The organism is Caballeronia sp. dw_276 (assembly GCF_018449635.1).
Lineage (GTDB): Bacteria > Pseudomonadota > Gammaproteobacteria > Burkholderiales > Burkholderiaceae > Caballeronia.
This window is the reverse complement of record NZ_JAAVUV010000011.1, coordinates 1-23,714: the sequence shown is the minus strand read 5'-3', so window position 1 is coordinate 23,714 and position 23,714 is coordinate 1. Positions and strand designations below refer to the sequence as shown.

At 60.4% G+C, this 23,714-nt stretch carries 25 protein-coding genes; 6 read left to right on the top strand and 19 right to left on the bottom strand.

Annotated elements, in window-relative coordinates:
• The 14 genes from ruvB to HB633_RS22010 all read right to left on the bottom strand — a co-directional run bounded on the left by ruvB (nucleotide 1) and on the right by HB633_RS22010 (nucleotide 13,411).
• Entirely contained in the window at nucleotides 1–1,065 is a 1,065-nt protein-coding gene (gene ruvB / locus HB633_RS22075) for a Holliday junction branch migration DNA helicase RuvB (RefSeq protein WP_213780280.1), read from the bottom strand.
• 88 nt (nucleotides 1,066–1,153) lie between these two features.
• A complete protein-coding gene (gene ruvA / locus HB633_RS22070; RefSeq protein ID WP_213780279.1) occupies nucleotides 1,154–1,735 on the bottom strand; it encodes a Holliday junction branch migration protein RuvA in 582 nt (193 codons plus the stop codon).
• Between the two features lie 21 nt (nucleotides 1,736–1,756).
• Nucleotides 1,757–2,299 carry a crossover junction endodeoxyribonuclease RuvC gene (gene ruvC, locus HB633_RS22065; protein WP_213780278.1) on the bottom strand — a complete coding sequence of 181 codons (543 nt, stop codon included), beginning with the start codon at nucleotides 2,297–2,299 and terminating at the stop codon, nucleotides 1,757–1,759.
• A gap of 105 nt (nucleotides 2,300–2,404) precedes the next feature.
• Entirely contained in the window at nucleotides 2,405–3,970 is a 1,566-nt protein-coding gene (gene purH / locus HB633_RS22060; protein ID WP_213780277.1) for a bifunctional phosphoribosylaminoimidazolecarboxamide formyltransferase/IMP cyclohydrolase, read from the bottom strand.
• A gap of 105 nt (nucleotides 3,971–4,075) precedes the next feature.
• The gene (locus HB633_RS22055) at nucleotides 4,076–4,309 is read right to left on the bottom strand and encodes a Fis family transcriptional regulator (protein ID WP_056355686.1); all 234 of its coding nucleotides are present in this window, start codon (nucleotides 4,307–4,309) and stop codon (nucleotides 4,076–4,078) included.
• On the bottom strand, nucleotides 4,306–5,418 hold the full coding sequence (dusB, locus tag HB633_RS22050; protein WP_213780276.1) for a tRNA dihydrouridine synthase DusB: 1,113 nt from the start codon (nucleotides 5,416–5,418) through the stop codon (nucleotides 4,306–4,308). The genes HB633_RS22055 and dusB overlap by 4 nt, the downstream gene beginning before the upstream one ends.
• 235 nt (nucleotides 5,419–5,653) lie before the next feature.
• The gene (locus tag HB633_RS22045; protein WP_213780275.1) at nucleotides 5,654–6,871 is read right to left on the bottom strand and encodes a UbiH/UbiF/VisC/COQ6 family ubiquinone biosynthesis hydroxylase; all 1,218 of its coding nucleotides are present in this window, start codon (nucleotides 6,869–6,871) and stop codon (nucleotides 5,654–5,656) included.
• Complete coding sequence (locus tag HB633_RS22040) at nucleotides 6,861–8,264, bottom strand: aminopeptidase P N-terminal domain-containing protein (RefSeq protein WP_213780274.1); 1,404 nt, start codon at nucleotides 8,262–8,264, stop codon at nucleotides 6,861–6,863. The genes HB633_RS22045 and HB633_RS22040 overlap by 11 nt, the downstream gene beginning before the upstream one ends.
• A 30-nt stretch (nucleotides 8,265–8,294) precedes the next feature.
• Entirely contained in the window at nucleotides 8,295–9,632 is a 1,338-nt protein-coding gene (locus HB633_RS22035; protein WP_213780273.1) for a class I SAM-dependent RNA methyltransferase, read from the bottom strand.
• 162 nt (nucleotides 9,633–9,794) lie between these two features.
• The gene (locus HB633_RS22030) at nucleotides 9,795–10,085 is read right to left on the bottom strand and encodes a type II toxin-antitoxin system RelE/ParE family toxin (protein ID WP_213780272.1); all 291 of its coding nucleotides are present in this window, start codon (nucleotides 10,083–10,085) and stop codon (nucleotides 9,795–9,797) included.
• Nucleotides 10,085–10,369, bottom strand: a complete 285-nt coding sequence (locus HB633_RS22025; RefSeq protein ID WP_213780271.1) for a type II toxin-antitoxin system Phd/YefM family antitoxin — start codon at nucleotides 10,367–10,369, stop codon at nucleotides 10,085–10,087. The genes HB633_RS22030 and HB633_RS22025 overlap by 1 nt, the downstream gene beginning before the upstream one ends.
• A gap of 123 nt (nucleotides 10,370–10,492) precedes the next feature.
• A complete protein-coding gene (locus HB633_RS22020; RefSeq protein ID WP_213780270.1) occupies nucleotides 10,493–11,935 on the bottom strand; it encodes an NAD(P)(+) transhydrogenase (Re/Si-specific) subunit beta in 1,443 nt (480 codons plus the stop codon).
• Nucleotides 11,932–12,258, bottom strand: coding sequence for an NAD(P) transhydrogenase subunit alpha (locus HB633_RS22015; protein ID WP_213780269.1), 327 nt, complete (start codon nucleotides 12,256–12,258; stop codon nucleotides 11,932–11,934). Before HB633_RS22015 ends, HB633_RS22020 begins: the two co-directional genes overlap by 4 nt.
• 1 nt (nucleotide 12,259) lies before the next feature.
• Nucleotides 12,260–13,411 carry a Re/Si-specific NAD(P)(+) transhydrogenase subunit alpha gene (locus tag HB633_RS22010; RefSeq protein WP_213780268.1) on the bottom strand — a complete coding sequence of 384 codons (1,152 nt, stop codon included), beginning with the start codon at nucleotides 13,409–13,411 and terminating at the stop codon, nucleotides 12,260–12,262.
• 236 nt (nucleotides 13,412–13,647) lie between these two features.
• Between HB633_RS22010 and HB633_RS22005 the strand changes: the two genes are divergently transcribed.
• From HB633_RS22005 to HB633_RS21990, 4 genes are all read left to right on the top strand, one after another.
• A complete protein-coding gene (locus HB633_RS22005) occupies nucleotides 13,648–14,127 on the top strand; it encodes an NUDIX hydrolase (RefSeq protein ID WP_213780267.1) in 480 nt (159 codons plus the stop codon).
• A 36-nt stretch (nucleotides 14,128–14,163) separates the two neighbouring features.
• A complete protein-coding gene (mnmA, locus tag HB633_RS22000) occupies nucleotides 14,164–15,312 on the top strand; it encodes a tRNA 2-thiouridine(34) synthase MnmA (RefSeq protein ID WP_213780266.1) in 1,149 nt (382 codons plus the stop codon).
• A gap of 157 nt (nucleotides 15,313–15,469) precedes the next feature.
• Nucleotides 15,470–16,045, top strand: coding sequence for a TetR/AcrR family transcriptional regulator (locus tag HB633_RS21995; protein WP_213780265.1), 576 nt, complete (start codon nucleotides 15,470–15,472; stop codon nucleotides 16,043–16,045).
• Nucleotides 16,046–16,430: 385 nt separating this feature from the next.
• Nucleotides 16,431–17,456 carry an alpha/beta hydrolase gene (locus tag HB633_RS21990; protein ID WP_213780264.1) on the top strand — a complete coding sequence of 342 codons (1,026 nt, stop codon included), beginning with the start codon at nucleotides 16,431–16,433 and terminating at the stop codon, nucleotides 17,454–17,456.
• Between the two features lie 57 nt (nucleotides 17,457–17,513).
• Here the strand turns inward: HB633_RS21990 and HB633_RS21985 are convergent, their stop codons facing one another.
• The 5 genes from HB633_RS21985 to HB633_RS21965 form a co-directional block, all read right to left on the bottom strand.
• A complete protein-coding gene (locus HB633_RS21985; protein WP_213780263.1) occupies nucleotides 17,514–18,125 on the bottom strand; it encodes a glutathione S-transferase C-terminal domain-containing protein in 612 nt (203 codons plus the stop codon).
• A 183-nt stretch (nucleotides 18,126–18,308) separates the two neighbouring features.
• Entirely contained in the window at nucleotides 18,309–19,019 is a 711-nt protein-coding gene (locus HB633_RS21980; RefSeq protein ID WP_213780262.1) for a PqiC family protein, read from the bottom strand.
• The gene (locus tag HB633_RS21975; protein WP_213780261.1) at nucleotides 19,016–20,686 is read right to left on the bottom strand and encodes an MlaD family protein; all 1,671 of its coding nucleotides are present in this window, start codon (nucleotides 20,684–20,686) and stop codon (nucleotides 19,016–19,018) included. Before HB633_RS21975 ends, HB633_RS21980 begins: the two co-directional genes overlap by 4 nt.
• Complete coding sequence (locus tag HB633_RS21970; protein ID WP_213780260.1) at nucleotides 20,679–21,374, bottom strand: paraquat-inducible protein A; 696 nt, start codon at nucleotides 21,372–21,374, stop codon at nucleotides 20,679–20,681. The genes HB633_RS21975 and HB633_RS21970 overlap by 8 nt, the downstream gene beginning before the upstream one ends.
• The gene (locus HB633_RS21965) at nucleotides 21,371–22,168 is read right to left on the bottom strand and encodes a paraquat-inducible protein A (protein WP_213780259.1); all 798 of its coding nucleotides are present in this window, start codon (nucleotides 22,166–22,168) and stop codon (nucleotides 21,371–21,373) included. Before HB633_RS21965 ends, HB633_RS21970 begins: the two co-directional genes overlap by 4 nt.
• 481 nt (nucleotides 22,169–22,649) lie before the next feature.
• Here HB633_RS21965 and HB633_RS21960 point away from each other — a divergent pair, with 481 nt between their 5' ends.
• The gene (locus tag HB633_RS21960) at nucleotides 22,650–23,210 is read left to right on the top strand and encodes a cytochrome b (protein WP_213780258.1); all 561 of its coding nucleotides are present in this window, start codon (nucleotides 22,650–22,652) and stop codon (nucleotides 23,208–23,210) included.
• Between the two features lie 156 nt (nucleotides 23,211–23,366).
• On the top strand, nucleotides 23,367–23,714 hold a 348-nt coding region (locus HB633_RS21955), incomplete at its 3' end, for a YceI family protein (protein WP_213780257.1).

Sequence of the window (23,714 nt, the reverse complement as noted above, 5' to 3'; positions counted from 1 at the left end):
CTATTCGGGTGAGTTTGCGTCCCAAAGATCCCGAACAGGGCCTGCATCAGGCGCCGCGAGCCCGAAGTGACGATACGTGAGCAGCGTGGCAACGCGTCCGCGCGGCGTGCGCTGCAAATAACCTTGCTGGATCAGATAAGGCTCCAGCACGTCTTCAATCGTGTCGCGCTCTTCGCCAATTGCCGCAGCCAGGTTGTCGACGCCGACCGGGCCGCCATCGAATTTGTGCAGGATGGCTTCCAGTAGCTTGCGGTCCATCAGGTCGAAGCCGACAGGATCGACGTCGAGCATCTTCAGGGCGGCATCGGCGACATCCGCCGTGATATTGCCGTTCGCCCGCACCTCGGCGTAATCGCGCACCCGCCTGAGCAGGCGGTTAGCAATACGCGGCGTACCCCGCGCGCGCTTGGCAATCTCGAACGCCCCTTCCGGGACAATATTCGCCTTCAACAACGATGCCGATCGCGTGACGATCCGCGCCAATTCGCTCGCGGTATAAAACTCCAGCCGCGACACGATCCCGAAGCGATCCCGCAGCGGATTGGTCAGCATGCCGGCGCGAGTGGTGGCCCCTACCAGCGTGAACGGCTGCAAGTCGAGCTTCACGCTACGCGCCGCAGGACCCTCGCCGATCATGATGTCGATCTGATAATCCTCGAGCGCCGGGTACAAAATTTCTTCGACGACCGGCGACAGCCGATGAATTTCATCGATGAAAAGCACGTCGTTCTTTTCGAGATTGGTCAGCAACGCGGCGAGATCGCCGGCGCGTTCCAGCACGGGACCCGATGTTTGCCGCAGATTGACACCCATTTCCCGCGCAATGATGTGTGCAAGCGTGGTCTTGCCGAGACCGGGCGGCCCGAACAGCAGCACGTGATCAAGCGCCTCGGAGCGCCTGCGCGCGGCCTCGATGAAGATTTGCAACTGATCCCGTATCTTTTCCTGCCCGACGTATTCCTCGAGCTGGCGCGGCCGCAGCGCCCGCTCGAACACTTCCTCGTTCGGCGAGACCGGAGTGGCCGAGATGATGCGTTCGGCGGCGAGTTTGTCGGTTTCTATCATGCGTTGATTGTACCGCGTGACTAAAGCGCCGAAAGCTAGCCAATCGGCCGACTGTTGGCCGGATCAACGGCGTGGGAGACTTGCCTCACTAGCTCTTGGACAGCGCCTTCAGGGCCAGCTTGATGCCTTCTGAAACGCCTGTCCCGGCAGGAACATTCTTTACCGCCATGAGCGCCTCTTTTTCGGAGTAACCCAATGCCAGCAAAGCGTTCAGGATATCGCTCGCGTGATCCGGGCCGGCCACGGTGCCTGCTGCCGTGCCCAGATCCGCGCCGAGTTTGCCCTTCAGTTCCAGCAGCAGGCGCTCCGCCGTCTTTTTGCCAATTCCGGGCGTGCGCGTCAGGCGCGCGGCGTCCTGCATCGTCACTGCTTGCGCGAGTTCCTGGACGCTCATGCCCGACAGTACCGCCAGGGCCATACGCGCACCGATTCCGCTGATCTTGAGCAGTTCGCGAAAGGTCGTGCGTTCCTGTTGCGTGCCGAAGCCGTACAGCAAATGCGCGTCTTCACGCACGATCAACTGGGTCAGCAGGACGATCTTTTCGCCGCTGTTCGGCAGGTTGTAGAAGGTGCTCATCGGCACGGCGATTTCGTAGCCCACGCCGCCGCAATCCACGAGCAGATACGGCGGGTTTTTTTCAAGCAAGACGCCTGCAATGCGACCAATCATGTTTAGGAACTTGTAATGGAGTTAGCCGACAAGGCGGCCGCGCCGTACGCGCAGGCCTTTCTTAGCCAGGGATGGCGCAATGCCGCCGAGGATTGCCGTCGCGCCACCCGCGTGCGCGTGGCAGATGGCCATGCCGAGGGCATCGGCGGCATCCGTTCCGGGCACGCCCGAAAGCGCGAGCAAGCGCACCACCATCTGCTGCATCTGTTCTTTCGTTGCGCGGCCGTAGCCTACGACGGCCTGCTTCAATTGCAACGCCGTGTATTCGGCGACCGGCACGCCGTTCGCAACCAGCCCGCAAATGGCCGCGCCACGGGCCTGCCCGAGCAGCAGAGTCGATTGCGGATTGACGTTGACGAACACTTTTTCGATGGCCGATTGATCCGGCGAGTGTTGCCGGACCAATGTCGAAATGCCTTCGAATATCGTATTCAGACGCGACGGCAGATCAGCGTCCGCCGTCTTGATGACGCCGCTGGTCACGTAGGTCAGCGTGTGGCCGGTTTTATCGATGACGCCGAATCCAGTCACGCGCAGGCCCGGGTCAATGCCGAGAATTCTCATGGAATGCCGTTGGAACGTAGTGCTTGCGATACTAACAGCGCGCCGCAGAAAGTAAAAAGCCCGGAGAACCTGTTGGCCACCGGGCTTTGCGAAGATCAACCGTGCTTAATGGCGGAAGTGGCGCGTGCCGGTGAGCACCATCGCAATGTTGTGTTCGTCCGCAGCGGCGACGACTTCGTCGTCGCGCATGGAGCCGCCCGGCTGGATCACGCAGGTTGCGCCCGCGTTCACCACGACGTCGAGCCCATCGCGGAACGGGAAGAATGCGTCCGACGCCACGGCGGATCCCGCCAGCGACAAACCCGCGTTCTGCGCCTTGATGCTCGCAATGCGCGCCGAATCCACGCGGCTCATTTGTCCCGCGCCCACGCCGAGCGTCATGCCGCCGCCGCAGAACACAATCGCGTTCGACTTCACATACTTCGCGACACGCCACGCGAACATCAGGTCGTCCATTTCCTTCGGCGTCGGGTGACGCTTCGTGACCACGCGCAATTCGTGCGGCTGGACGTTCTTCGAATCCAGCGATTGCACCAGCAAGCCGCCGCCCACTCGCTTCAGGTCGAACGCGTTGTGGCCGTCGCCAAGATCGATTTTCAGCAAACGCACGTTCTGCTTGGCCGCGAAAATCTGCTTGGCTGCGTCGCTGAACGACGGCGCCATCAGCACTTCCACGAACTGCTTGGCAACGGCTTGGGCCGCCGTTTCATCCACTTCGCGATTGAACGCGATGATGCCGCCGAACGCCGAAGTAGGATCGGTCTGGAATGCCTTCGAATACGCTTCGTGCGCGTCCGCGCCGACCGCCACGCCGCACGGATTCGCGTGCTTCACGATCACACAGGCCGGCACGTCGAAGGTCTTCACGCATTCCCAGGCAGCATCGGAATCCGCGATGTTGTTGTACGACAGTTCCTTGCCCTGCAACTGCTCGTAGTTCGCGAGCGCGCCGGCGGACGTCGCGATATCGCGATAAAACGCCGCGCTTTGATGCGGGTTCTCGCCGTAACGCAGGTCCTGCACTTTGGTGAAGGCGAGATTGAACGTCGACGGAAACGTGTTGCGGCTCTTGTGTTCCAGCGCTTCGGTCAGGCTCGTCAGATAGTTCGTGATGGCGCCATCGTATTGCGCGGTGTGCGCGAATACCTTGGTCGCGAGCCGGAAGTTCGTCGGGTAGCTGACCGTGTTGTTGGCCGAGCGCATTTCCTCGAGAACCGTCGCGTAATCCGAAGGATCGACGATCACGGTCACATCGCGATGATTCTTCGCGGCCGAGCGCAACATGGTCGGACCACCAATATCGATGTTCTCGATCGCGTCTTCCAGCGAGCATTCTTCCTTAGATACCGTCTGCACGAACGGATAAAGATTGACCACCAGCAGGTCGATGGTCGGAATGTCGTGTTGCTCGAGCGCGGCCATGTGTTCCGGCAAGTCGCGGCGGGCAAGAATGCCACCGTGAACCTTCGGATGCAGCGTTTTCACGCGGCCGTCGAGCATTTCCGGAAAACCGGTGTAGTCGGCGACTTCGGTGACGGGCAAGCCGGCATCGGCAAGAAGTTTTGCGGTGCCGCCGGTCGAAAGCAGGCTTACGCCGAGCTCGGACAGCGATTTCGCAAATTCGACGATGCCAGACTTGTCTGAAACAGAGAGGAGCGCTTGCTTGATCATGATGGGAACGGCGGAAGCCGGTAGGGGAGTCGAGGGAATCAGTAAATTCGGATCGACCGCCGTACGCCGCGACGGTCCGGGAGGTACATCAATGAGACAAATGACTTAAATCAGGCCGTGCTGCTGGAGCTTCTTTCTCAGCGTGTTGCGATTGATGCCGAGATACTCCGCTGCGAGCGACTGGTTCCCGTCGGCTTGTTTCAGCACGACTTCGAGCATCGGCTTTTCGACGCACGAAATCACCATTTCGTAGACGTCGTGCGGTTTCGAGCCGTCCAGGTCCTGGAAATAATTGTCCAGGCTCTGGCGGACGCATTGTTCTATGTTGTGTCTGCTCATGCGGCTAATCGGTCTGTTTGGTTCTGCGTGCCGCACGATTCTTCCGCTGCGTCGTTGCCGCCGTTATCAGCGTCTGAGCCGAGTTCTTCGACATAGACGAGACGGTCGGACAACGCCTTTTGGGCGTCGAAGAATTCGTTCACGGCGAGCAATTGTTCTCGTGTGGAATCCAGCGTGTTCATCCGATGTCTGAACGTGTTGGCGCCGGAAAGGCCGCGAGTGTACCAGCCGATGTGTTTGCGCGCTGTGCGAACGCCCGTGAATTCGCCATAGAAATCATAGTGATCTTCGAGATGCGCATTCATCAGCTGCTGGATCTCGTCGATACGCGGCGCAGGCAGATGTTCGCCCGTCAGGAGGAAGTGTTCGATTTCGCGAAAGAGCCACGGACGTCCTTGCGCGGCCCGTCCGATCATGATGGCGTCCGCGCCGGTCACGGCCAGCACGTGGCGCGCTTTTTCGGGCGTGCCAATGTCGCCGTTCGCCACGACCGGAATTCGCACCGAGGCTTTGACGGCCGCGATGGTCTCGTATTCCGCGTCGCCCTTGTAAAGGTCGGCGCGCGTACGGCCATGAACGGTCAGCATGGAAATGCCCGCGTCCTGCGCAATGCGCGCAATATTCAGCGCATTCTTGTTTTCGCGGTTCCAACCGGTGCGGATTTTCAGCGTGACGGGCACGGCGTCCGGGCCTACGCCCACCGCGTTCACCACGGCCTGCACGATTTGCGCAACAAGCGCTTCGTTTTGCAGCAGCGCGGAACCGGCCGCCACGTTGCAGACCTTCTTGGCTGGGCAGCCCATGTTGATATCGATGATCTGCGCGCCGTTCGCGACGTTGTGCCGCGCCGCTTCGGCGAGCATCTTCGGGTCCGCGCCGGCGATCTGCACCGAGATAGGCTCGACCTCGCCGGTGTGATTCGCGCGGCGCAGGGTCTTTTCGCTTTTCCACAACTGCGCGTTCGATGCGACCATTTCGGACACCGCGTACCCCGCGCCCATGCGTTTGCACAATTGCCGGAACGGGCGGTCCGTCACCCCGGCCATAGGGGCCACGAACAGGTTATTGCGCAAAATATGGGGGCCGATGGCCGGTGTGGAAATGGGCATGAAACTGGCAGCGTCCGAATCTGAAAGGACGCAAAAGCGTTAGAGGAAAACGCGTATTTTACCGCGAACGCACTGCGTCAATTCGTTCCAATCGCGCTGCAAGTTGTTAAATCTTCTATGAAAGTTACGAACGTCATAGAGTGAACGCTCGATTTTTCGGGCACCCCACTCAGCAGATTTGGCCGTATGGCGCGAAGTGCGGACCTGATCCTAAAAGCAAACGATTCACGCACAGTTATCTGCGCTGTCCGAACATCATCTGCCGGGCCAGCACTGTTTTGACCGGCGGCACGAGTTCCAATGCGCTCAGCGCGAGGCCGCGCATTGCAGCGAGCGGGGCAAAGTCGATGGTGAAAACGCGCGCGAGCGTATCCGTGGCGCCAATCGTCATCCGCCGGTCCAGCGCGCGGCGTTGCGCGAAAAGCCCGAGCGCGACGGTTGTGGGGCCGTTTGTCGATAACGCATCGCATAACGCATGCGCATCGCGCAGACCGAGATTGAGGCCTTGTCCCGCGACCGGATGCAGCGTTTGCGCCGCGTTTCCAATAGCGACCGTCCGCCGGTCGACCAGCGCGTTCAGCGCGTTAAGCCCGAGCGGGAACATCGCGCGGCCGGTGATTTTTGTGAAACGGCCCATGCGTTCGCCGAAAGCTGCGCCCAGCTCGGCGAGAAATGCGTCGTCGGGAAGTTGCGAGCGGCGCACCGCTTCTTCCGGCTCGCAACACCACACGAGCGCGTAATCCGCCTGACGCGCGCCGCCGGAAGGCAACAACGCGATCGGGCCTTCGGGCGTGAAGCGCTCCCACGCAACGCCCGGTTGTGGCGAGCTCACACTGACCGTTCCGACAATCGCCGTCTGGCCATAATCGCGCGTGTTCTTGACTGAAGTCGATGCATCCGTTTCCTGGTACAACCCACCTTCCGCGTTCACCAGAATGCGCGCGCGAATCGTGCGATCGCCCTCCGCCGGTGAATGGATGGGCAGCGTCACGCCATCGTGATCGTGCAAGGGCGTGGATGCCGTCGTTTGCGTGAACCAGTGCACGCCGGTCTTGCTCACCGCTTCCGAGAGGGTGGAAACCAGCGAGCCGTAACGCACGACATAACCAAGCGCAGGCAAACCGTGTTCATCGTGATCGATCAACGTGCGGCCGAACCGGCCGCGCTGCGACACGTGAATGCGTTTGATCGGTGTGGCATCGGCGGGAAAACCCAGCGACGATTCCAGCATCGCGCGGCTTCCGTGCGATACCGCGATCGCGCGCGGATCGTTCGACGCGGAACCTGGTTCGCGCGCATCGATCAACGCGACCGACAAACGCGACGTCGCGCTGCGCTTCGCCAGCCATCCGGCGAGCGCGAGCCCCACCGGACCGGCGCCGACGATAGCGATATCGAAGTGATAATCGGCCGGCAATTCGTGGCCGATGGTTTCTGTGGTTTCAATTTGCATCGGAAGATTGCGCGTCGCGCATCAAGGCTTCGATTTCGTCGGCATCGACGGGTACTTCGCGCGTTGTCAGCTCGCAGCCGCTGGCGGTGACGATGGCATCGTCTTCAATGCGGATGCCGATGTCCGCGTAGCGTTCCGGCACGTCGGCGGCGGCGCGAATGTACAGACCTGGCTCGATGGTCAGCGTCATGCCCGGCATCAACGTGCGCCACGCGCGCGCGCCGTGGTCGTCGAGCGGTGCGTTTGCATCGCGATAATCGCCGGCGTCGTGCACGTCCATGCCGAGCCAATGACCCGTACGGTGCATGTAGAAACGCTGATAGGCGCGTTCGGCGATCACATCGTCGACGGTCGCAAACTTATTTCGGTCGATGATCCCCGTGTCCAGTAATCCCTGCGACAGGACCCGCACCGCCGCTTCGTGCGGCGCATCGAAACTCACGCCGGCGCGGGTGGCATCGACGGCAGCGTATTGCGCGGCGAGCACGATGTCGTAAATCTCCCTTTGCGCCGATGTGAACCGCCCGCTCGCCGGAAACGTGCGCGTGATGTCGGACGCGTAGCCGTCCAATTCGCACGCGGCATCGATCAGAATCAGGTCGCCTTCGCGTGCAATCGCGTTGCCTGCCGGGTAATGCAGCACGCACGCATTCGCGCCGGCCGCGACGATCGAACCATACGCCGGGGCTTGCGCGCCGCGTTTGCGGAACGTGTAGAGCAACTCGGCTTCGATCTCGTATTCGTGCATGCCGGGACGGCAGGTTTGCATTGCGCGGCGATGGGCTTCGGCCGAAATCGTGCCGGCGCGCCGCATGATCGCGAGTTCGTGGTCGTCCTTGATCAGGCGCATCTCGTCGAGCACGGGCAGCAAATCGACCACTTTCGATGGGGCTTTCACCCCAATCCGGCTTTGCGCCCGGACGGCTGCGAGCCAGCCGCGAATTTGTGAATCCAGTTCGGCGGAACGGCTTAGCGCGTAGTGGAGGGCGGGTTTATCGGCGAGGAGGCGAGGCATTTCGGCATCGAGCTGATCGATGGGAAATGCCGCGTCCAGACCCAGCGCGAGGCGCGCGCCTTCGGGACCGTAGCGGAATCCTTCCCACGTTTCGCGTTCGACGTTTTTCTCGCGGCAGAAGAGGATGGCCGCGGGTTGGTCAGGATGAGCGCTGGCGTCGAGTACGAGCGTGGCTTCGGGTTCCGTGAAGCCCGTCAGGTAGTAGAAATAGCTGTCGTGGCGATATGGGTAATCGGCGTCACGGTTGCGCATGACTTCGCGCGCGGTCGGGATGATCGCCACGCCGCCGCCCGATTCACGCAGCGCCGCGAGGACGCGCTCGCGGCGGTTGCGATAAACGTCGAGGCTTAAGGATTGGGCTTCAGTCGATGAGTTCATTCAGCGATTGTAGCGCCGCTTGGCCCAGCGTTATTCCTTCGCTTCGGGCGCTTCCGGAGTTTGGTCGGGCGCGGGTTCCGCCGCGGCCGGCCGGTTGCGCACGCTTCCGGCAATCAGGTCGAAGCGGAACAGGCGGCATTCGAGCGCGCCGTTGAAAAGCGGCGTTTTTGTCGATTCGCGCAAGCGCAACATGCCCGGCAATTTTCTATCCGATGTCAGCACGTATGCGCGCCAGCCCGGAAAGCGCTGTTTGAGCGCGTTGCCGAACGAGATGAAGAATTCCTGATCGGCCGGATCGGGTTGCGCGCGGTGAAACGCTTCTTCGTCTTCATCGCGGCCACGGTTCTTCGGTTCGCGAAGTTCGCCGCGCGGACCACGCCCGCGCACTTCGATCCGTTCGCCGTACGGCGGGTTCGCGACCAGGATGCCGGGTTCGCCGGACGGCGGCGTCATGTGGCGCGCATCGACCTGTTTCAACGATAGTTCCGGCAAACCGGCGCGTTCGAGGTTCGAATAGGCCTTGTCGAGCATGTCGCCGGAGATGTCGCTGCCGTAGATCTGCAAGTCCTTGCCGGATGATCGCGCGGCGTGTTTTGCATCGAGTGCGGCGCCCTTCAGCTTTTGCCACGCGGTTACGTCGTATTGCTTGAGCTTTTCAAAACCAAAACGGCGTTCGACGCCCGGCGCAATGTTCAGCGCGACTTGCGCGGCTTCGGCGAGGAAGGTGCCGCTGCCGCACATCGGGTCGAACAACGGCGTGCCGGGCGTCCAGCCGGTCAGGCGCAGGATGCCGGCGGCGAGGTTTTCGCGTAACGGCGCCGCGCCTTTGTCCAGACGCCAGCCGCGTTTGAAAAGCGGATCGCCGGAGGTATCGATGTAAAGCGTGCATTCATTCAGCGTCAGGAACGCGAAGACGCGGACGTCGGGTTGCGCGGTATCGACGCTCGGACGGTTTCCCGTGAGTTCGCGCAGGCGGTCGCAGACGGCGTCTTTTACGCGCAGGGTCGCGAATTCGAGGCTGCGCAACGGCGATTTGATGGCGGTGATATCGACGCGAATGGTTTCATTCGGCGAGAACCACTTTTCCCATTGCTGCTGATACGCGAGTTCGTAGATGTCGTGTTCGCTCCGGTACGGACCGTGAGCGAGCTTGAGCAACACGCGGCTCGCGATGCGCGAATGCAGGTTCGCCGCCATGCCGGCCGCCCAGGAGCCGCGGAAATGCACGCCGCCCGGGACTTCCTTGCCGGTGCGAAATTGCGAGCCTTCTACATGCTTCGCTCCGATTTCGGCGAGTTCGGCCGCGAGCGGCGCCTCGAGACCGCGCGGGCAAGGGACAAACCAGTCGAAAAGGAAAGTAGTGGCCATGGGGCGGTGCTTTTTTAGGGGAATCGAAGGGGGATATTGTACGCGGGGGCGGGGGTGGGCTTATCGACCCGCCGCGCGTCCTGGACTTGCACTAACTTGATAGGAACAGAAGGCGTGGATTGATCCAGCCATAGGCGGAGCGTTTTGATTGACGGCGGACAGCTAGTCGACGCGGTCTGTCGCCGCTTCATATATTTCGTTATCCCGACGCATGCCGACGGCAATTATCAGGACCTCCACGCGTTGTCCATTCACGCGATAAACGATTCGCGTCTGCCCTGTGCGGATACGGCGGCACCCGGCCAGCGGACCATTAAGCGCCTTACCAGACTTGTCGGGTTCACCGTGAAGAATGCGAGTCTCGATGACCTTCAGAATAGCCGCCGCTTCAACGCGCCCCATGCTTAGCAAATCGCGTTTCACGGCGGGGTGATACTTGACCGTCCACACCATCAGTCGGCTTTCTCAAAGTAGCTCAGCATGTCGGCGTGCGAAAGACTAGTCGATTCGTCCAGCGTTGCAAGTCGCTCCCGAGCCAACGCGTCAATCCTCAAATCCTCTAACTCGTTCATGATCGCCTCATACCTTTCGGTAGGCATTAAAACGGCCGCAGGTCGGTTGTCGCGAATGACGACATAACGGTCTTGCTCGCCTGACGTAATACGGTCCAAAAGTGCCTTCGTATTTTTCTGTAGATCGGTTGACGAAATCGCTTGGTCGGCTCGATCGAGTAACATGGTACGATTCCAATCAGATTAAAATCTGATAGTACATGGATATGCGTTGAGAATCCAGACTTATGAACATCGAAAAATTGGAAATCGGCGTTTCAATTGAGACGCCGATCCCGATAGCGCACTTCACTCCACCGCCTTCACCATATCCTCGATCACTTTCTTCGCATCCCCGAAAACCATCATCGTTTTGTCCATATAGAACAGTTCGTTATCAAGCCCTGCATAACCCGCCGCCATCGACCGTTTGTTCACGATAATCGTCTTCGCCCGATACGCCTCCAGAATCGGCATCCCGGCGATCACCGACTTGGGATCGGTTTTAGCCGCCGGGTTCACCACATCGTTCGCCCCAAGCACCAGGACCACGTCCGTCTGCTGGAACTCGCCGTTGATGTCCTCCATCTCGTGGACCAACTCGTAGTCCACCTCGGCTTCGGCCAGCAACACATTCATATGCCCCGGCATCCGCCCGGCCACCGGGTGAATCGCGTACTTCACATCGATGCCTTTCTCGATGAGCTTATCGGTGAGTTCTTTCAACGCGTGTTGAGCGCGTGCCACGGCCAATCCATAACCCGGCACGATCACCACCGTTTCGGCGTTGCCGAGCATGAACGCGGCGTCATCGGCGGAACCGGATTTCACCGGTCGTTGTTCCTTCGCGCCATCGGTTGCCGCCGCGCCGCCTTCATTACCGAAGCCGCCCAACAGCACGTTGAAAAACGAGCGGTTCATCGCGCGGCACATGATGTACGAGAGAATCGCGCCCGACGAACCCACCAGCGATCCGGCGATGATCAACATCGGATTGTTCAGCGAGAAGCCGATGCCCGCCGCCGCCCAGCCGGAGTACGAGTTGAGCATGGATACAACCACCGGCATATCCGCGCCGCCGATCGGGATGATGATCAGCACGCCGAGCGCAAACGCGATCAGCGTCATGATCACGAACGGCAGCCACGACTGCGTGAACATGAAGATGATGCCGAAGCCGAGCATCGCGATGGCGAGCAGCAAGTTGATCATGTGCTGGCCGGCGTACACCACCGGCGCGCCCTTGAACAACCTGAACTGATACTTGCCCGAGAGCTTCCCGAACGCGATCACCGAACCCGAGAACGTGATCGCCCCCACGAACGTGCCGATAAACAACTCCACGCGATTGCCCACGGGAATCGGCTCGCCCAACGCGGCAAGTCCGAATGCCGAGGGTTCCGAAACAACGGCATACGCAATGGCAACCGCCGCCAGACCGATCAGCGAGTGCATGGCGGCGACGAGTTCGGGCATCTTCGTCATCTCGACTTTCGCTGCAACGTACGCGCCAATCGCGCCGCCGACCACGAGCGCCGCAAACAGCAATCCCAAACCCAGCGACAGATCCGATCCCAGCGCCGAAGCCTGCTTCACGATCAACGCGATGGTCGTGAGGATCGCGATCGCCATGCCGGCCATGCCGAACGTGTTGCCGATACGCGCTGTCTTCGGATTCGATAAACCCTTGAGCGCCTGGATGAAACACACTGACGCCACGAGATACAGGAGGGTGACTACGCTCATGCTCATTGCGCAATCTCCTTCGACGAGGCGATTTGCTTCGGCGCTTTCTTCTTGAACATTTCGAGCATTCGCCGCGTCACCAGAAATCCGCCGAACACGTTGACCGCCGCCAATAACACGGCAAGCGTGCCAAAGAACTTGCCGGCGCCACCTATGGTGAGTCCGGCGGCGAGCATCGCGCCGACAATCACGATCGCCGATATCGCGTTCGTGACCGCCATCAAAGGCGTATGCAAGGCAGGCGTGACGTTCCAGACAACGTGATACCCGACGTAGATCGCGAGCACGAAAATGATCAGGTTGATGACCGTGTGATTAACCAGTTCCATGTCAGTCTCCTTTGATCCCGCGCGTGACCTGGCCGTCGCGGCACAAGAGCGTGGCTGCGACGATGTCGTCGGCCATATCGATGTTCAACGTGCCTTCCTTCGTCACGATCAGCTTGATGAAATCGAGCAGGTTTCGCGCGTAAAGGGCGGAGGCGTCGGTTGCGACCATCGATGCAAGATTGGTGTAGCCGACCAGATGCACGCCGTGCTTCATCACGACCTGATCGGGTTCGGTCAGCGGACAATTGCCGCCGCGCCGGCCTTCGAATTCGGGACCGCGTCCAGCGGCCAGATCGACGATGACCGAGCCCGGCTTCATCTGCGCGACGGTTTCAGCCGCGATCAAGGTCGGCGCGGGACGTCCGGGAATCAGCGCTGTCGCGATCACGATATCCGCTTGCTTCGCGCGTTCGGCGACGAGTACGGATTGCCGCGCGAGCCAGCTTGCGGGCATTGGCCGCGCGTATCCGCCGACGCCGACTGCGGCTTCGCGCTCTTCATCGGTTTCATAGGGGACGTCGAGGAACTTCGCGCCCAGCGATTCGATTTGCTCCTTCACGGCAGGACGCACATCCGACGCTTCGATGACCGCCCCCAGCCGCTTGGCCGTGGCGATCGCCTGCAAGCCCGCGACGCCCGCGCCCAGCACGAGCACGCGCGCCGCTTTCACGGTGCCGGCCGCGGTCATCAGCATGGGCATGAAGCGCTGATAGATGTTGCTCGCAACGAGCACGGCCTTGTACCCGGCAATATTCGCCTGCGATGACAACACGTCCAGACTCTGCGCGCGCGTCGTGCGCGGCGCGGCTTCAAGCGCGAACGCGGTGATGCCGGACGCGGCGAGACGCGTGTTGTTGTCGGCGTTGAAGGGGTCGAGCATGCCGGCCAGGACCGCGCCGTGTTTCAGCAACGGCAATTCGGCTTCGTTGGGCGAATGGACCTTGAGGACGAGATCGGCGGCGAATGCGGTGTTGGCATCGACTAGCTCGGCGCCGGCGGCGGCGAAGGCTTCATCGATATAACTCGCCGGCAGCCCCGCGCCGCGCTGCACCGTGACCCGGTGACCTTGCGACACGAGCTTCTTGACCGTCTCGGGCGTGGCGGCGACGCGCGCCTCGTTCGCCCGCGTCTCGGCAGGCACTCCGATATGCATCTTTATCCTCCTCACGTTCTAGTTCTGTTATGGCCGTGTGCAGTCGCTCGCGCTGTTGCTGGGTGGAGACGCCTGCGCACGTGAATGAGCGGTCCAGCGGGCGGTTCTTTAAGCTGATTTTTGCGACTGATTGCCACTGTAACCGAAACATTCGCGAAAATTGACGCCATCGGGCAACAACGTTCATCAACTCCGCGAACGGCGGGAAAACGCGCAAAACGGTAAAATACGGTCCCATGAATACTGAACGCTGGACACCGCGCGTCACCGTCGCGGCCATTGTGGAGCGGGACGGGCGCTTTCTCGTGATCGAGGAGCAAACGTCCGACGGACTCAAGATTAATCAGCCGGCCGGCCATCTGGAAGCGGGGGAAACGCTTGTCGATGCCGTGAAGCGCGAGACGCTCGAGGAAACGGCACATCGTTTCGAGCCGGAGGCGCTTGTCGGCACGTATCTCACGCATTTCGAGCGGCCGGGGAAATCGGCGACGTATCTGCGGATTACGTTTTGTGGCACGACATCCGGCCCGGTCGCGGGTGCGCAACTGGACGACGGCATCGTGCGCGCCATGTGGATGACCGCCGACGAACTGCGCGCTTGCGCCGGGCGGCACAGGTCGCCGGCCGTGCTGGAATGTCTCGATCATTACCTCGCCGGGCGGCGCGTGCCGCTCGACTTCATTCATACGCACTCGGTCGCGCCGGTGCGGGATTAAGTTTCGGATTTATTCAAGCATCAGGCAGAAAGCAAAATGAGCAAGGCCGGAAAACAGAAAGTCGTGGTGGGCATGTCGGGCGGCGTGGATTCGTCGGTGACCGCGTGGCTGCTGAAAGAGCAGGGCTACGACGTGATCGGCCTGTTCATGAAGAACTGGGAAGATGACGACGACAGCGAATATTGCTCGACCCGGCAGGACTGGATCGATGTAGTGTCGGTAGCGGATCTGATCGGCATCGACGTGGAAGCGGTCAACTTCGCGGCCGAATACAAGGATCGCGTGTTCGCCGAATTCCTGCGGGAATATTCAGCTGGCCGTACGCCCAATCCGGACGTGCTGTGCAACGCCGAAATCAAATTCAAGGCTTTCCTCGACCACGCGATGTCGCTTGGCGGCGAAACCATCGCGACCGGCCATTACGCGCGCGTGCGGGAACGCGACGGTTTGTTCGAGCTGCTCAAAGCCACGGATCACACCAAGGATCAATCGTACTTTTTGCATCGGCTGAATCAGGCGCAGTTGTCGAAGACGCTGTTTCCGCTCGGCGAGATGCCGAAGACGAAGGTCCGCGAGATCGCGGCGCAGATCGGTTTGCCGAACGCGGCGAAGAAGGATTCGACGGGGATTTGTTTTATCGGCGAACGGCCGTTTCGCGAATTCCTGAACCGCTATCTGCCTACGCAACCCGGCCCGATGAAAACGCCCGATGGCAAGGTGATCGGCGAGCATGTCGGGCTCGCGTTCTATACGTTCGGGCAACGCAAGGGCATTGGCCTCGGCGGCAGCAAGGACGGCAGCGGCGATCCGTGGTTCGTCGCGGGCAAGGACATGGCGTCGAACACGTTGTATGTGGTGCAGGGTCACGATCATCCGTGGCTGTTGTCGCATTCGCTCGTTGGCGGAAACACGAGCTGGGTTGCAGGCGCGGCGCCGCTTGAAGGGCTGGAGTGCGCGGCGAAGACGCGTTATAGGCAGGCGGATTCGGCCTGCGTGGTGGGCGCATCGGAGGCGGATGGCCGCTTCGAGCTGCGTTTCAACGATGCCCAGTGGGCCGTCACGCCGGGACAATCGGCGGTGCTCTATCAAGGCGATGTTTGTCTGGGCGGCGGCATCATCGAACATGCGGCAACGGCGCAGCCGGCGCGGCGCGAAGCTCAGGCGGCGTTGTTGACGCCTCGATGACGCGCATAGCCGTGCGGATGGTCGAAGAGCGGGCTGCGGCCCGCTTTTTTGTTGATCGTCTTAATCTTCTTTAATCTTAAAAATTACTTGACTATCTACCTTCTAGTAGATAAATTACGACTCATTGCAGGTATCCGCAGGTTGAAACAACCCCGATATGAACACCGAGAAAACTCCAGACAAGAATACCGTTCGCGAGCAACTGCTCGATCACGCGCAAATCCTGTTGATGACGCGTGGCTATAACGGTTTCAGTTATCGAGACCTCTCGGCGCTGGTCGGGGTAAAGACATCGAGCATTCACTATTACTTCCCGTCGAAGGAAGATCTGGTGCTCGAAGCGGTGAATACCTATAGCGCAGATGTCATGTCGTCTATTTACGCCATCGACAGCTCGGCGTCCGCCGAGAAAAAACTCGATCGATACGTAAAGCTGTTCGGCAAGATCGTGGGCGAAGGCGATCAGGTGTGTTTGTGCGGAATGCTGGCTGCGGATATTCAATCATTGCCCGACGACGTTCGTCACGCGGTTCAAGCCTTTTTCAAGGCGAATGAATCATGGCTGGCGAAAGTGCTGGCCGAGGGCGAGAAGCAGGAAACCCTGCGGGTGAACGGCAAGCCCGAGGTAACGGCGCGGGCATTGTTCGCGGCGTATCAGGGCAGTCTGTTAGCGTGTCGATTGTTTCATTCCAAGGTTCGTCTCGATGAAGTTACGCAAACCGTGAAACGGTGATCGGGAATTGGCATTCTTCGCGCTCGTGACGCTGTAATGAAAAGTAATTGTTCGGAATATTGTTAAGAATGAATAAGCGTTTATCAAATTTAATGGAAATTAACCACGCTTAGTCTACCTTTGAGTAGGTAGATTTTGATTTCCGATTTTTAAAGCGGTGTCACTTTTTTACCGCATTTGAATAGGATAGAGCCGGATTAACGTAAGCAGAACGCCAAAGGTCTTCTGCCGCATTACGAATGGCATTGCTTTATCAAAGTTTACTCATGTTCACCATGCTTTACCGGAGCATCAACTACTGATGTCTATCTACAAGTAGATGCATTTGATATTCAAGAAGTTTTATCTGGTTTTTTTGACCACCAACACCATCCAAGGAGTCAACATGTTCAAGCTCAAGTCTATTGCCATCGCATCCGCTGTCGCTGCAACGCTGACCGCAAGCGTCATCGCGCACGCTGCGCCCGTCCTCGAACCGGCGACGCAGCAGTTCATCGATGCACTCACCGCGCAAAAAGGCCCGCCGATCTACACCCTGTCTCCCGCCGATGCCCGCAATGTCCTCGCCGGCGCCCAGTCGCAGCCGGTGGAAAAGGAGGCCGCGCAGGTCGAAGACCGCGTGATCGATGCCGGTCCGACCGGCAAGATCGCGCTTCGCATCGTGCGTCCGGCGCATGCCAAAGGCGTGCTGCCTGTGATCATGTATTTCCACGGTGGCGGCTGGGTCCTCGGCGATAAAAACACGCACGACCGCCTGATCCGTGAAATTGCGAATGGCGCGCAGGCGACCGTGGTTTTCGTCGATTATGATCGCTCGCCCGAGATCAAATTCCCGGTGCCGACCGAGCAGGCCTACGCCGCGACGCGCTACGTGGCTGAGCACGCAAAACAGTTCAATGTCGATGCGACCCGCATGGCCGTAGCGGGCGACAGCGTCGGCGGCAACATGGCGGCGGCTGTCACGCTGATGGCGAAGGAACAGGGCGGCCCGGCGCTGCGTTATCAGGTGCTGTTCTATCCGGTCACCGACGCAAACTTCGACGACGGCTCGTACAACGAGTTTGCCGATGGCCCGTGGCTCACAAAGAACGCGATGAAGTGGTTCTGGGACGCATATGCGCCGAACGCGGCCGATCGGGAGAAGATCACGGCATCGCCGCTGCGGGCGACGCTCGATCAGTTGAAGGACTTGCCGCCAGCGCTTGTCATCACCGACGAAAACGACGTCCTGCGCGACGAAGGCGAAGCCTACGCCCGCAAGCTCTCGCAGGCGGGCGTCCGCGTGACGGCCGTGCGTTATGAAGGCACGATCCACGACTTCGTGATGCTCAACGCGCTGGCGAAGACGCCGGCCACGCGCGCCGCGATCGAACAGGCGAATACGGTACTGAAGAAGGCTTTGGCGAAGTAATCACGCTGCAATAAAAAAAGCCCCGCAAGGGGCTTTTTTCGTCGAGCCGGTCAGAAATCAAACTGGCAATGTATCGATGAAAGACTGACGCAACGACAGGCGCTGCATGTGCTTGTCGAGATTCGGGTAATCCTCGCGCCAGTTCAACTCGGGCATACGGTAATCGAGATAACCGAGCGAGCACCCACAAGCAATATCGGCGAGCGTGAAGTGATTCGCCGAGCACCAGTTCTTGGCGGCGAGTCCCTTCGACATCGCCTTCAGGCCGTCGTCGATCTTGCGTTGCTGCCGGGCGATCCACGCGTCGTTGCGATTCGCTTCCTCGCGTTGCGTGCCTTCCAGGCGGATCAGCACGGCCGCGTCCAGCATGCCGTCGGCAAGCGCTTCCCAGCACCGCACTTCAGTGCGTTCGCGACGTTCCTGTGGCAAAAGCTTGCCCACCGGCGTGAGCGTATCGACGAATTCGCAGATCACGCGCGAATCGAAAACCGCTTCGCCATCGTCCAGGATCAGGCAAGGCACCTTGCCGAGCGGATTGTAAGCATGGATATTCGAATCAGATGCCCAGACGTTTTCGAGCACCAGTTCGCAGTCGATCTTCTTTTCTGCCATCACAATCCGCGTCTTTCGAACGTACGGGCTGGCGAGCGAACCGATCAGTTTCATCATCTGTATTTTGGATTCTGCAATGAGTAGTCACGGAGAGCGATCTTAACCGCCCCGGCGCGTACCGACTTAATTTCGAGATTAGGGCGTTGTGGTCGGGCGACAAAAAACCCGGCGCACCTTTCGGTGCAACCGGGTTGCATTAGTGGCAGCTGGCCTACGGTTAATGCAGGTGTCGAACCCGAATCACTGTGCCGCCGACATGGCCGCCACCGGACAAGGCAACACGCGCGGCGGCGTCGGGATTGCCGCCTTCGCGCCTTTGGCCGGCGCGGCAGCCGTCAACGGCGCGGGCGCCGAGCTCACGGTCTTCACACCGGCGGAAATTGCGCCCGCCAGCGAATCCACGGCTTGCCGATGCCCCGCGACCAGCGCGTCATACCCATCCGCAACGGGTTGCTCGGCCACGGTCCGGCATGTCAAAACCGCCTGATTGCTGACGCCACGCACGCTCCATACGGCATCGATCAACGCGCGTTTTCCCGGCGACGACTCGAAGCGCTGCACATTCACCTTCACGCGATACACCGCCACGCCTTCTGGATGCGGCGTGCCATAGACATCGATGGCGCCAAGCTGCTGCGACAGATCCGCCGATAACGCGCGCCGCACTTCGTCGGCAGGAAGCGATGCCCAGCGCTGGTCCTCGAGCACGCGCACTTGCGCGGCGCCGTCCTGCACGACCATCTGGTTTTTGGCGACCTGCGGCGGCATATCCACGGGCGCCAGTTCCAGATAGAACGATGCAGGCGCGGCCGTCCTCACGGCGTTGTCGCTGGAGGCGCCGCCCAGCGTATAGAAACGCGCGGGCGGTGAACTGCTGCATGCGGCGAGCGCCGCCACGAAGGCGAGCGCCGACGCGCCGCCGGCGGCCTTGAACATTCCGGCCAGACTCATGGCTTATCTCCTGGTTTTCCACGCAACAGCGATTCCGGATGACGTTCCAGATAATCGGAGAGCGCATTGAGCGATTGCAGCGTCCGCGTGAGTTCCTGCAGCGCCTGGTGAACGTCCGATTGCAGCGGCGAATCCTGCTGCAGCGTGCTTTGCGCTTCCGTGAAGGTCTTCTTCGCGGCGGTCAGCGTGTCACGCGCTTCGGGCGCCACTTGTGTATCGAGTTGCTTGAAGAGGCTGTTTGCGTTCTTCAGCGCGCTGTTCAGGTTGTTGCCGATATCGTCGAACGGAATCTTGTCGAGCTTCTTCGCAATGTCCGCGACCTGCAACTGCAGTTCGTCGAGCGTGTTCGGCACGGTCGGCAATTCGAGCGGATCGGCGGCGACATCCACCGTGGCCTTCGCCGCCTTCGGGAAGATATCGAGCGCAACGTAAAGCTGCCCGGTCAGCAGATTGCCGGTGCGCAATTGTCCACGCAAGCCGTTTGCGACCAGCTTTTGCAGCAATTCCTGCCCGGCGACGGTGTTCTGGCGTGGAACCGAATCGCGGAAACGCTTGCCCAGGCGGTCCGGATAGATGTTCATGGTGACCGGCATCTGGAAGGCGCGCGATTTCGGATCGTATTCAATCGCGATGCCCGTCACGCTGCCCAGCAAAATGCCGCGGAAATCGATAGGTGCACCCACCGACAAACCGCGCAGCGACTGGTTGAAGTTCATGACAACGCGTATGGGCTGGCCATCCGGATCGCGCATGGCGTCGGATTCGTCGGAACCGAGGCGGAATGTCATGTTGTCGGGCGCCTGCTGACCCGGTTCCTGATTCGGCGGCGTCTGGAACGCAATGCCGCCGAGCACCACGGTCGCGAGCGATTGCGTGTTGAGCTTGAAGCCGCTCGAGTCGAGCCGCAGATCCACGCCGCTTGCGTGCCACCAGCGCGCATTCGTGCCCACGTATTGATCGTACGGCGCGTTCACGAAGACCTGCATGGTGACGCCGGTGCCGTCCTTATCGAGTGAAAAGCCTGCAACCTGGCCCACCTGAACGCGACGGTAATAAATAGGCGATCCAATATCGATGGAACCCAGCGAATCACCGCGCAACGTGAACTGGCGGCCCTTCTGGTCGCCGGTCACCGCTGGCGGCGATTCGAGCCCCACGAAATGCGTCTCGTCCTCCTTCGACTTGCCGGCATCGACGCCAATGTAGGCGCCCGACAACAACGTGCCGAGCCCGGTCACCCCGCTCGCCGCCACGCGCGGACGCACGACCCAGAAGCGCGTGTCCTTCACCGCGAAATCCTCGGCGACCTTGGTCAGCTGGACATCGACGAGAACACGCGAATGGTCCTTCGACAACGTGATGTTCTTGACCGTACCAACATCCACGTCCTTGTATTTCAGCTTCGTCTTGCCGTTCTCCAGCCCTTCGGCGCTCACGAAACTGATCGTGATGGTCGGTCCGCGCCCGGCGACCGACTTCACGACCAGCGCAATGCCGATCAGCGCCGCGACCAGCGGAATCACCCAGACGAGCGACGGGATCCATCGGCTGCGCGGTTCGATCACGGGATCGGGCAGGTTCGGCGGCAATCCGCCGCCGCCGGCATTTCGGGAAGGCTCGTTGGGGCCCTTGGCCGTATCGTTGGAGGGGCCTTGCGGGCTAGTCATATTTCTTTCCTGAAGGTTCGATGTGATCCCACATCAGCCGCGGGTCGAATTGCATGGAGGCGAGCATGGTCAGCACCACGACGCAGCCGAACGCCAGCGCGCCCGGCCCCGGCGTGATCACGGCCAGCGACCCGAAGCGCACGAGCGCGACGGTGAGGGTGACGACGAAGACATCGAGCATTGACCATCGGCCGATTTTTTCGACGATCCGATAAAGCGTCGTGCGCTGCCGCGGACGCCATTTCGATGCCGTTTGCGTGGCCCAGGTGAGATAGGCGAGGGTGCCGAGTTTCAACATCGGCACGAGGATACTGGCGATAAAAATAATTGCCGAGAGCGGATAGTCGCCGTCGTTCCAGAACATGGCGACGCCGCTCATGATGGTGTCGTCCTCGGAACCGACAATCGACGACGTGTGCAGCACGGGATACAGATTCGCCGGAATGTAGAGGATCGCGGCCGAGAGCAACAGCGCCCAGGTGCGCGCGACGGAATCCGGATTGCGCCTGTGAAGCTTGGCGCCGCAACGCGTGCAGCGCTGCGTTTCGACCGTGACCGCGCGTTTTTGCACGAGGTTGCATGCGTGGCAACCAATCAGGCCGGCGCGCGAGGCCGTGGTGTAGAACGGCGTGCTTTCCGCGGGTTCCGTGGTTTCTTCGGCTTTCGGTGAAGCGGGTATGTCAGTCATGGCTTCGGCTGTGGGGACGCGGCGTTGGCCGACGCGGCATTGGCCGGGGATGCGTCGGCCGGCGTGCTTGCCGACGGCGAAAGCGGCCGCAGCAAATCGAGCGGGGATTCGGCCTGGAGATCGGTTTGCCGGTCGGCGCCCATGCCGGATTGCAGGCCGCCGAACGGGGTGTATCGGAGAGGACCGCGTTTGGTCAGGCGCTCGGCGATTTCCCAGAGCGCGCGTGGATCGAAAGTCAGGATCACCGCGAAAAGCAGCGTCAATGCGCCGAACGCGAAGAGCGCGGCTTCAGGAATCACGCGCGCGATGCTCACCATTTTCACCAGCGTGACCAGCACGCCGAGCATGAAGACTTCGATCATTCCCCAGGGGCGCACGAACTGGATCGCGCGCAGCACCTGGCTGAACCCGGCCGGCACGAACCCGGCACGCAGCGCGACCATGAGATACAGCATGGCGACGAGCTCGGTGAGCGGAAAGAGGATCGTCGCGCAGAAAACCATCACGGCGATGACTTCCATGTTCTCGCCCCACAACGCCACGATCGCGCCGATCAGCGTGGTCTGCGAGGTGATCCCGTTCGTTTCCAGCTCCACGATGGGAAACGCCTGCGCGATCAGAAACGTGATCAGCGCAGCGAGCGTGATGGCGCAAAGCTTGTCCAGATTCGATGCCACGCTGGGATAGAGCGTGGCGCCGCAGCGTGTGCATTTTGCTGAACTGCGCGCGGGCAGCGCACGCTTGTGAAAAAGCGTGTCGCATTCGTGGCAGGCAATCAGTTCGTCTTCTTCCATGAGTGGAATGCTGGCTCGTGCGGGCGTGTTATTCAGTGTCGTGTTGCGTCCTGGTTCGGGGCAGCCGCTTAAAAGAGCAAGGGCCGGGCCAGCGCGCATGGTAACAAACGGCGGCGCTTCGGCGCGTCTAGGCACGGCGGCGCCCGAAACACACCGGTATATGATGCGCCCGGACGTTTTGGTCCGATCAATCAATCCTGGAGGTGTTCCGCTGTCGCGGCGGTGGCGCTTTTCCCACCATGTTCGATGCCGGTTCAGTCCGTTTTTCCAGCATGGCAGCGAAATGTCATGTCCAAGACATCCCGGCGTCAGCCTGAAGCCATCTGCTGATCGGCAAATCTTTCCCTCCCGAAAGCCGTTTTTTACTTGTTCGGGTAGGATGGCGGCCTTAAGACCTGCTTCTCGGTTTGCCGCCCTTTTGCCAGCGATAAACCCATAGGTCGGAAACGTCAATTCCGCACTTTTTTCTGGTGGACACCGTATGGAACGCAGCCCGAATTTCGCCAGCTCCGAGAACTACAGCCGCACCGCAATCGGCCTTCATTGGTTGATCGCGCTATTGATTATCTGCGGCTTCTATCTCGGCTGGATCATGACCGACATCCCCGGTTTCACGCCAACCAAACTCAAGTACTTCTCGTGGCATAAATGGATCGGCGTGACCGTGTTCGCGCTCGCCGTGATCCGCGTGCTCTGGCGCAGCACGCACAAGGCGCCGTCCATGCCGCGGCGCATGCCGGGGTGGCAGAAGGGCGTCGCGCATCTCACGCATTTCCTGCTTTACGTACTGATGCTGATCATTCCGATCTCGGGTTATCTGTACAGTTCGGCCGCCGGGATTCAGGTCGTTTATCTCGGCGTGCTGCCGCTGCCGACGATCATCGGGCCGGACAACGCGCTGAAAGTCACGCTGAAAATGGTTCATATCTACCTGAACTACACGCTGCTGGTTCTGGTTGCCATGCACGTGCTCGCGGCGCTGAAGCACCATTTCGTCGATCGTGATGGCCTGCTCGCACGCATGATCCCGTTTCTTCGGTAAGCCCGATACGTGCAAATTCGGGGTGTATTCGCCGAAATTTGGACTTTATTGATTCCTGGTTGTTGATAGCCAGTTTCCCGCAGGCGGGTTGCGCGGATTTGCTTTTGATTCTCAAATAGCGGCTTGTCTCAATATTCGCATCGCACCAGGACCTACATGAAACACGTGAAATTTTCCCGTTGGTGGATTGCCGGCGTTTCGGCTGCTTCGCTGGTCGCGACGGTTTCCGCGTTCGCTCAAGCCCAGGTCGATACCGCCAAAAGCACGGTCACGGCGACGTCCAAGCAAATGAACGTGCCCGTCGATGGCAAGTTCAAGAAGTTCACCGCAACCCTCGACTTCGATCCCGCCAAGCCGACTGGCGGCAACGCGAGCATCAACATCGATACCGCCAGCTACGATCTCGGCGACGACAGCTACAACAAGCAGGCGCAGGACAAGGACTGGTTCGACGTCGCGCATTTCCCGAACGCAACCTTCGCCTCGACATCGATCGCACCGGCC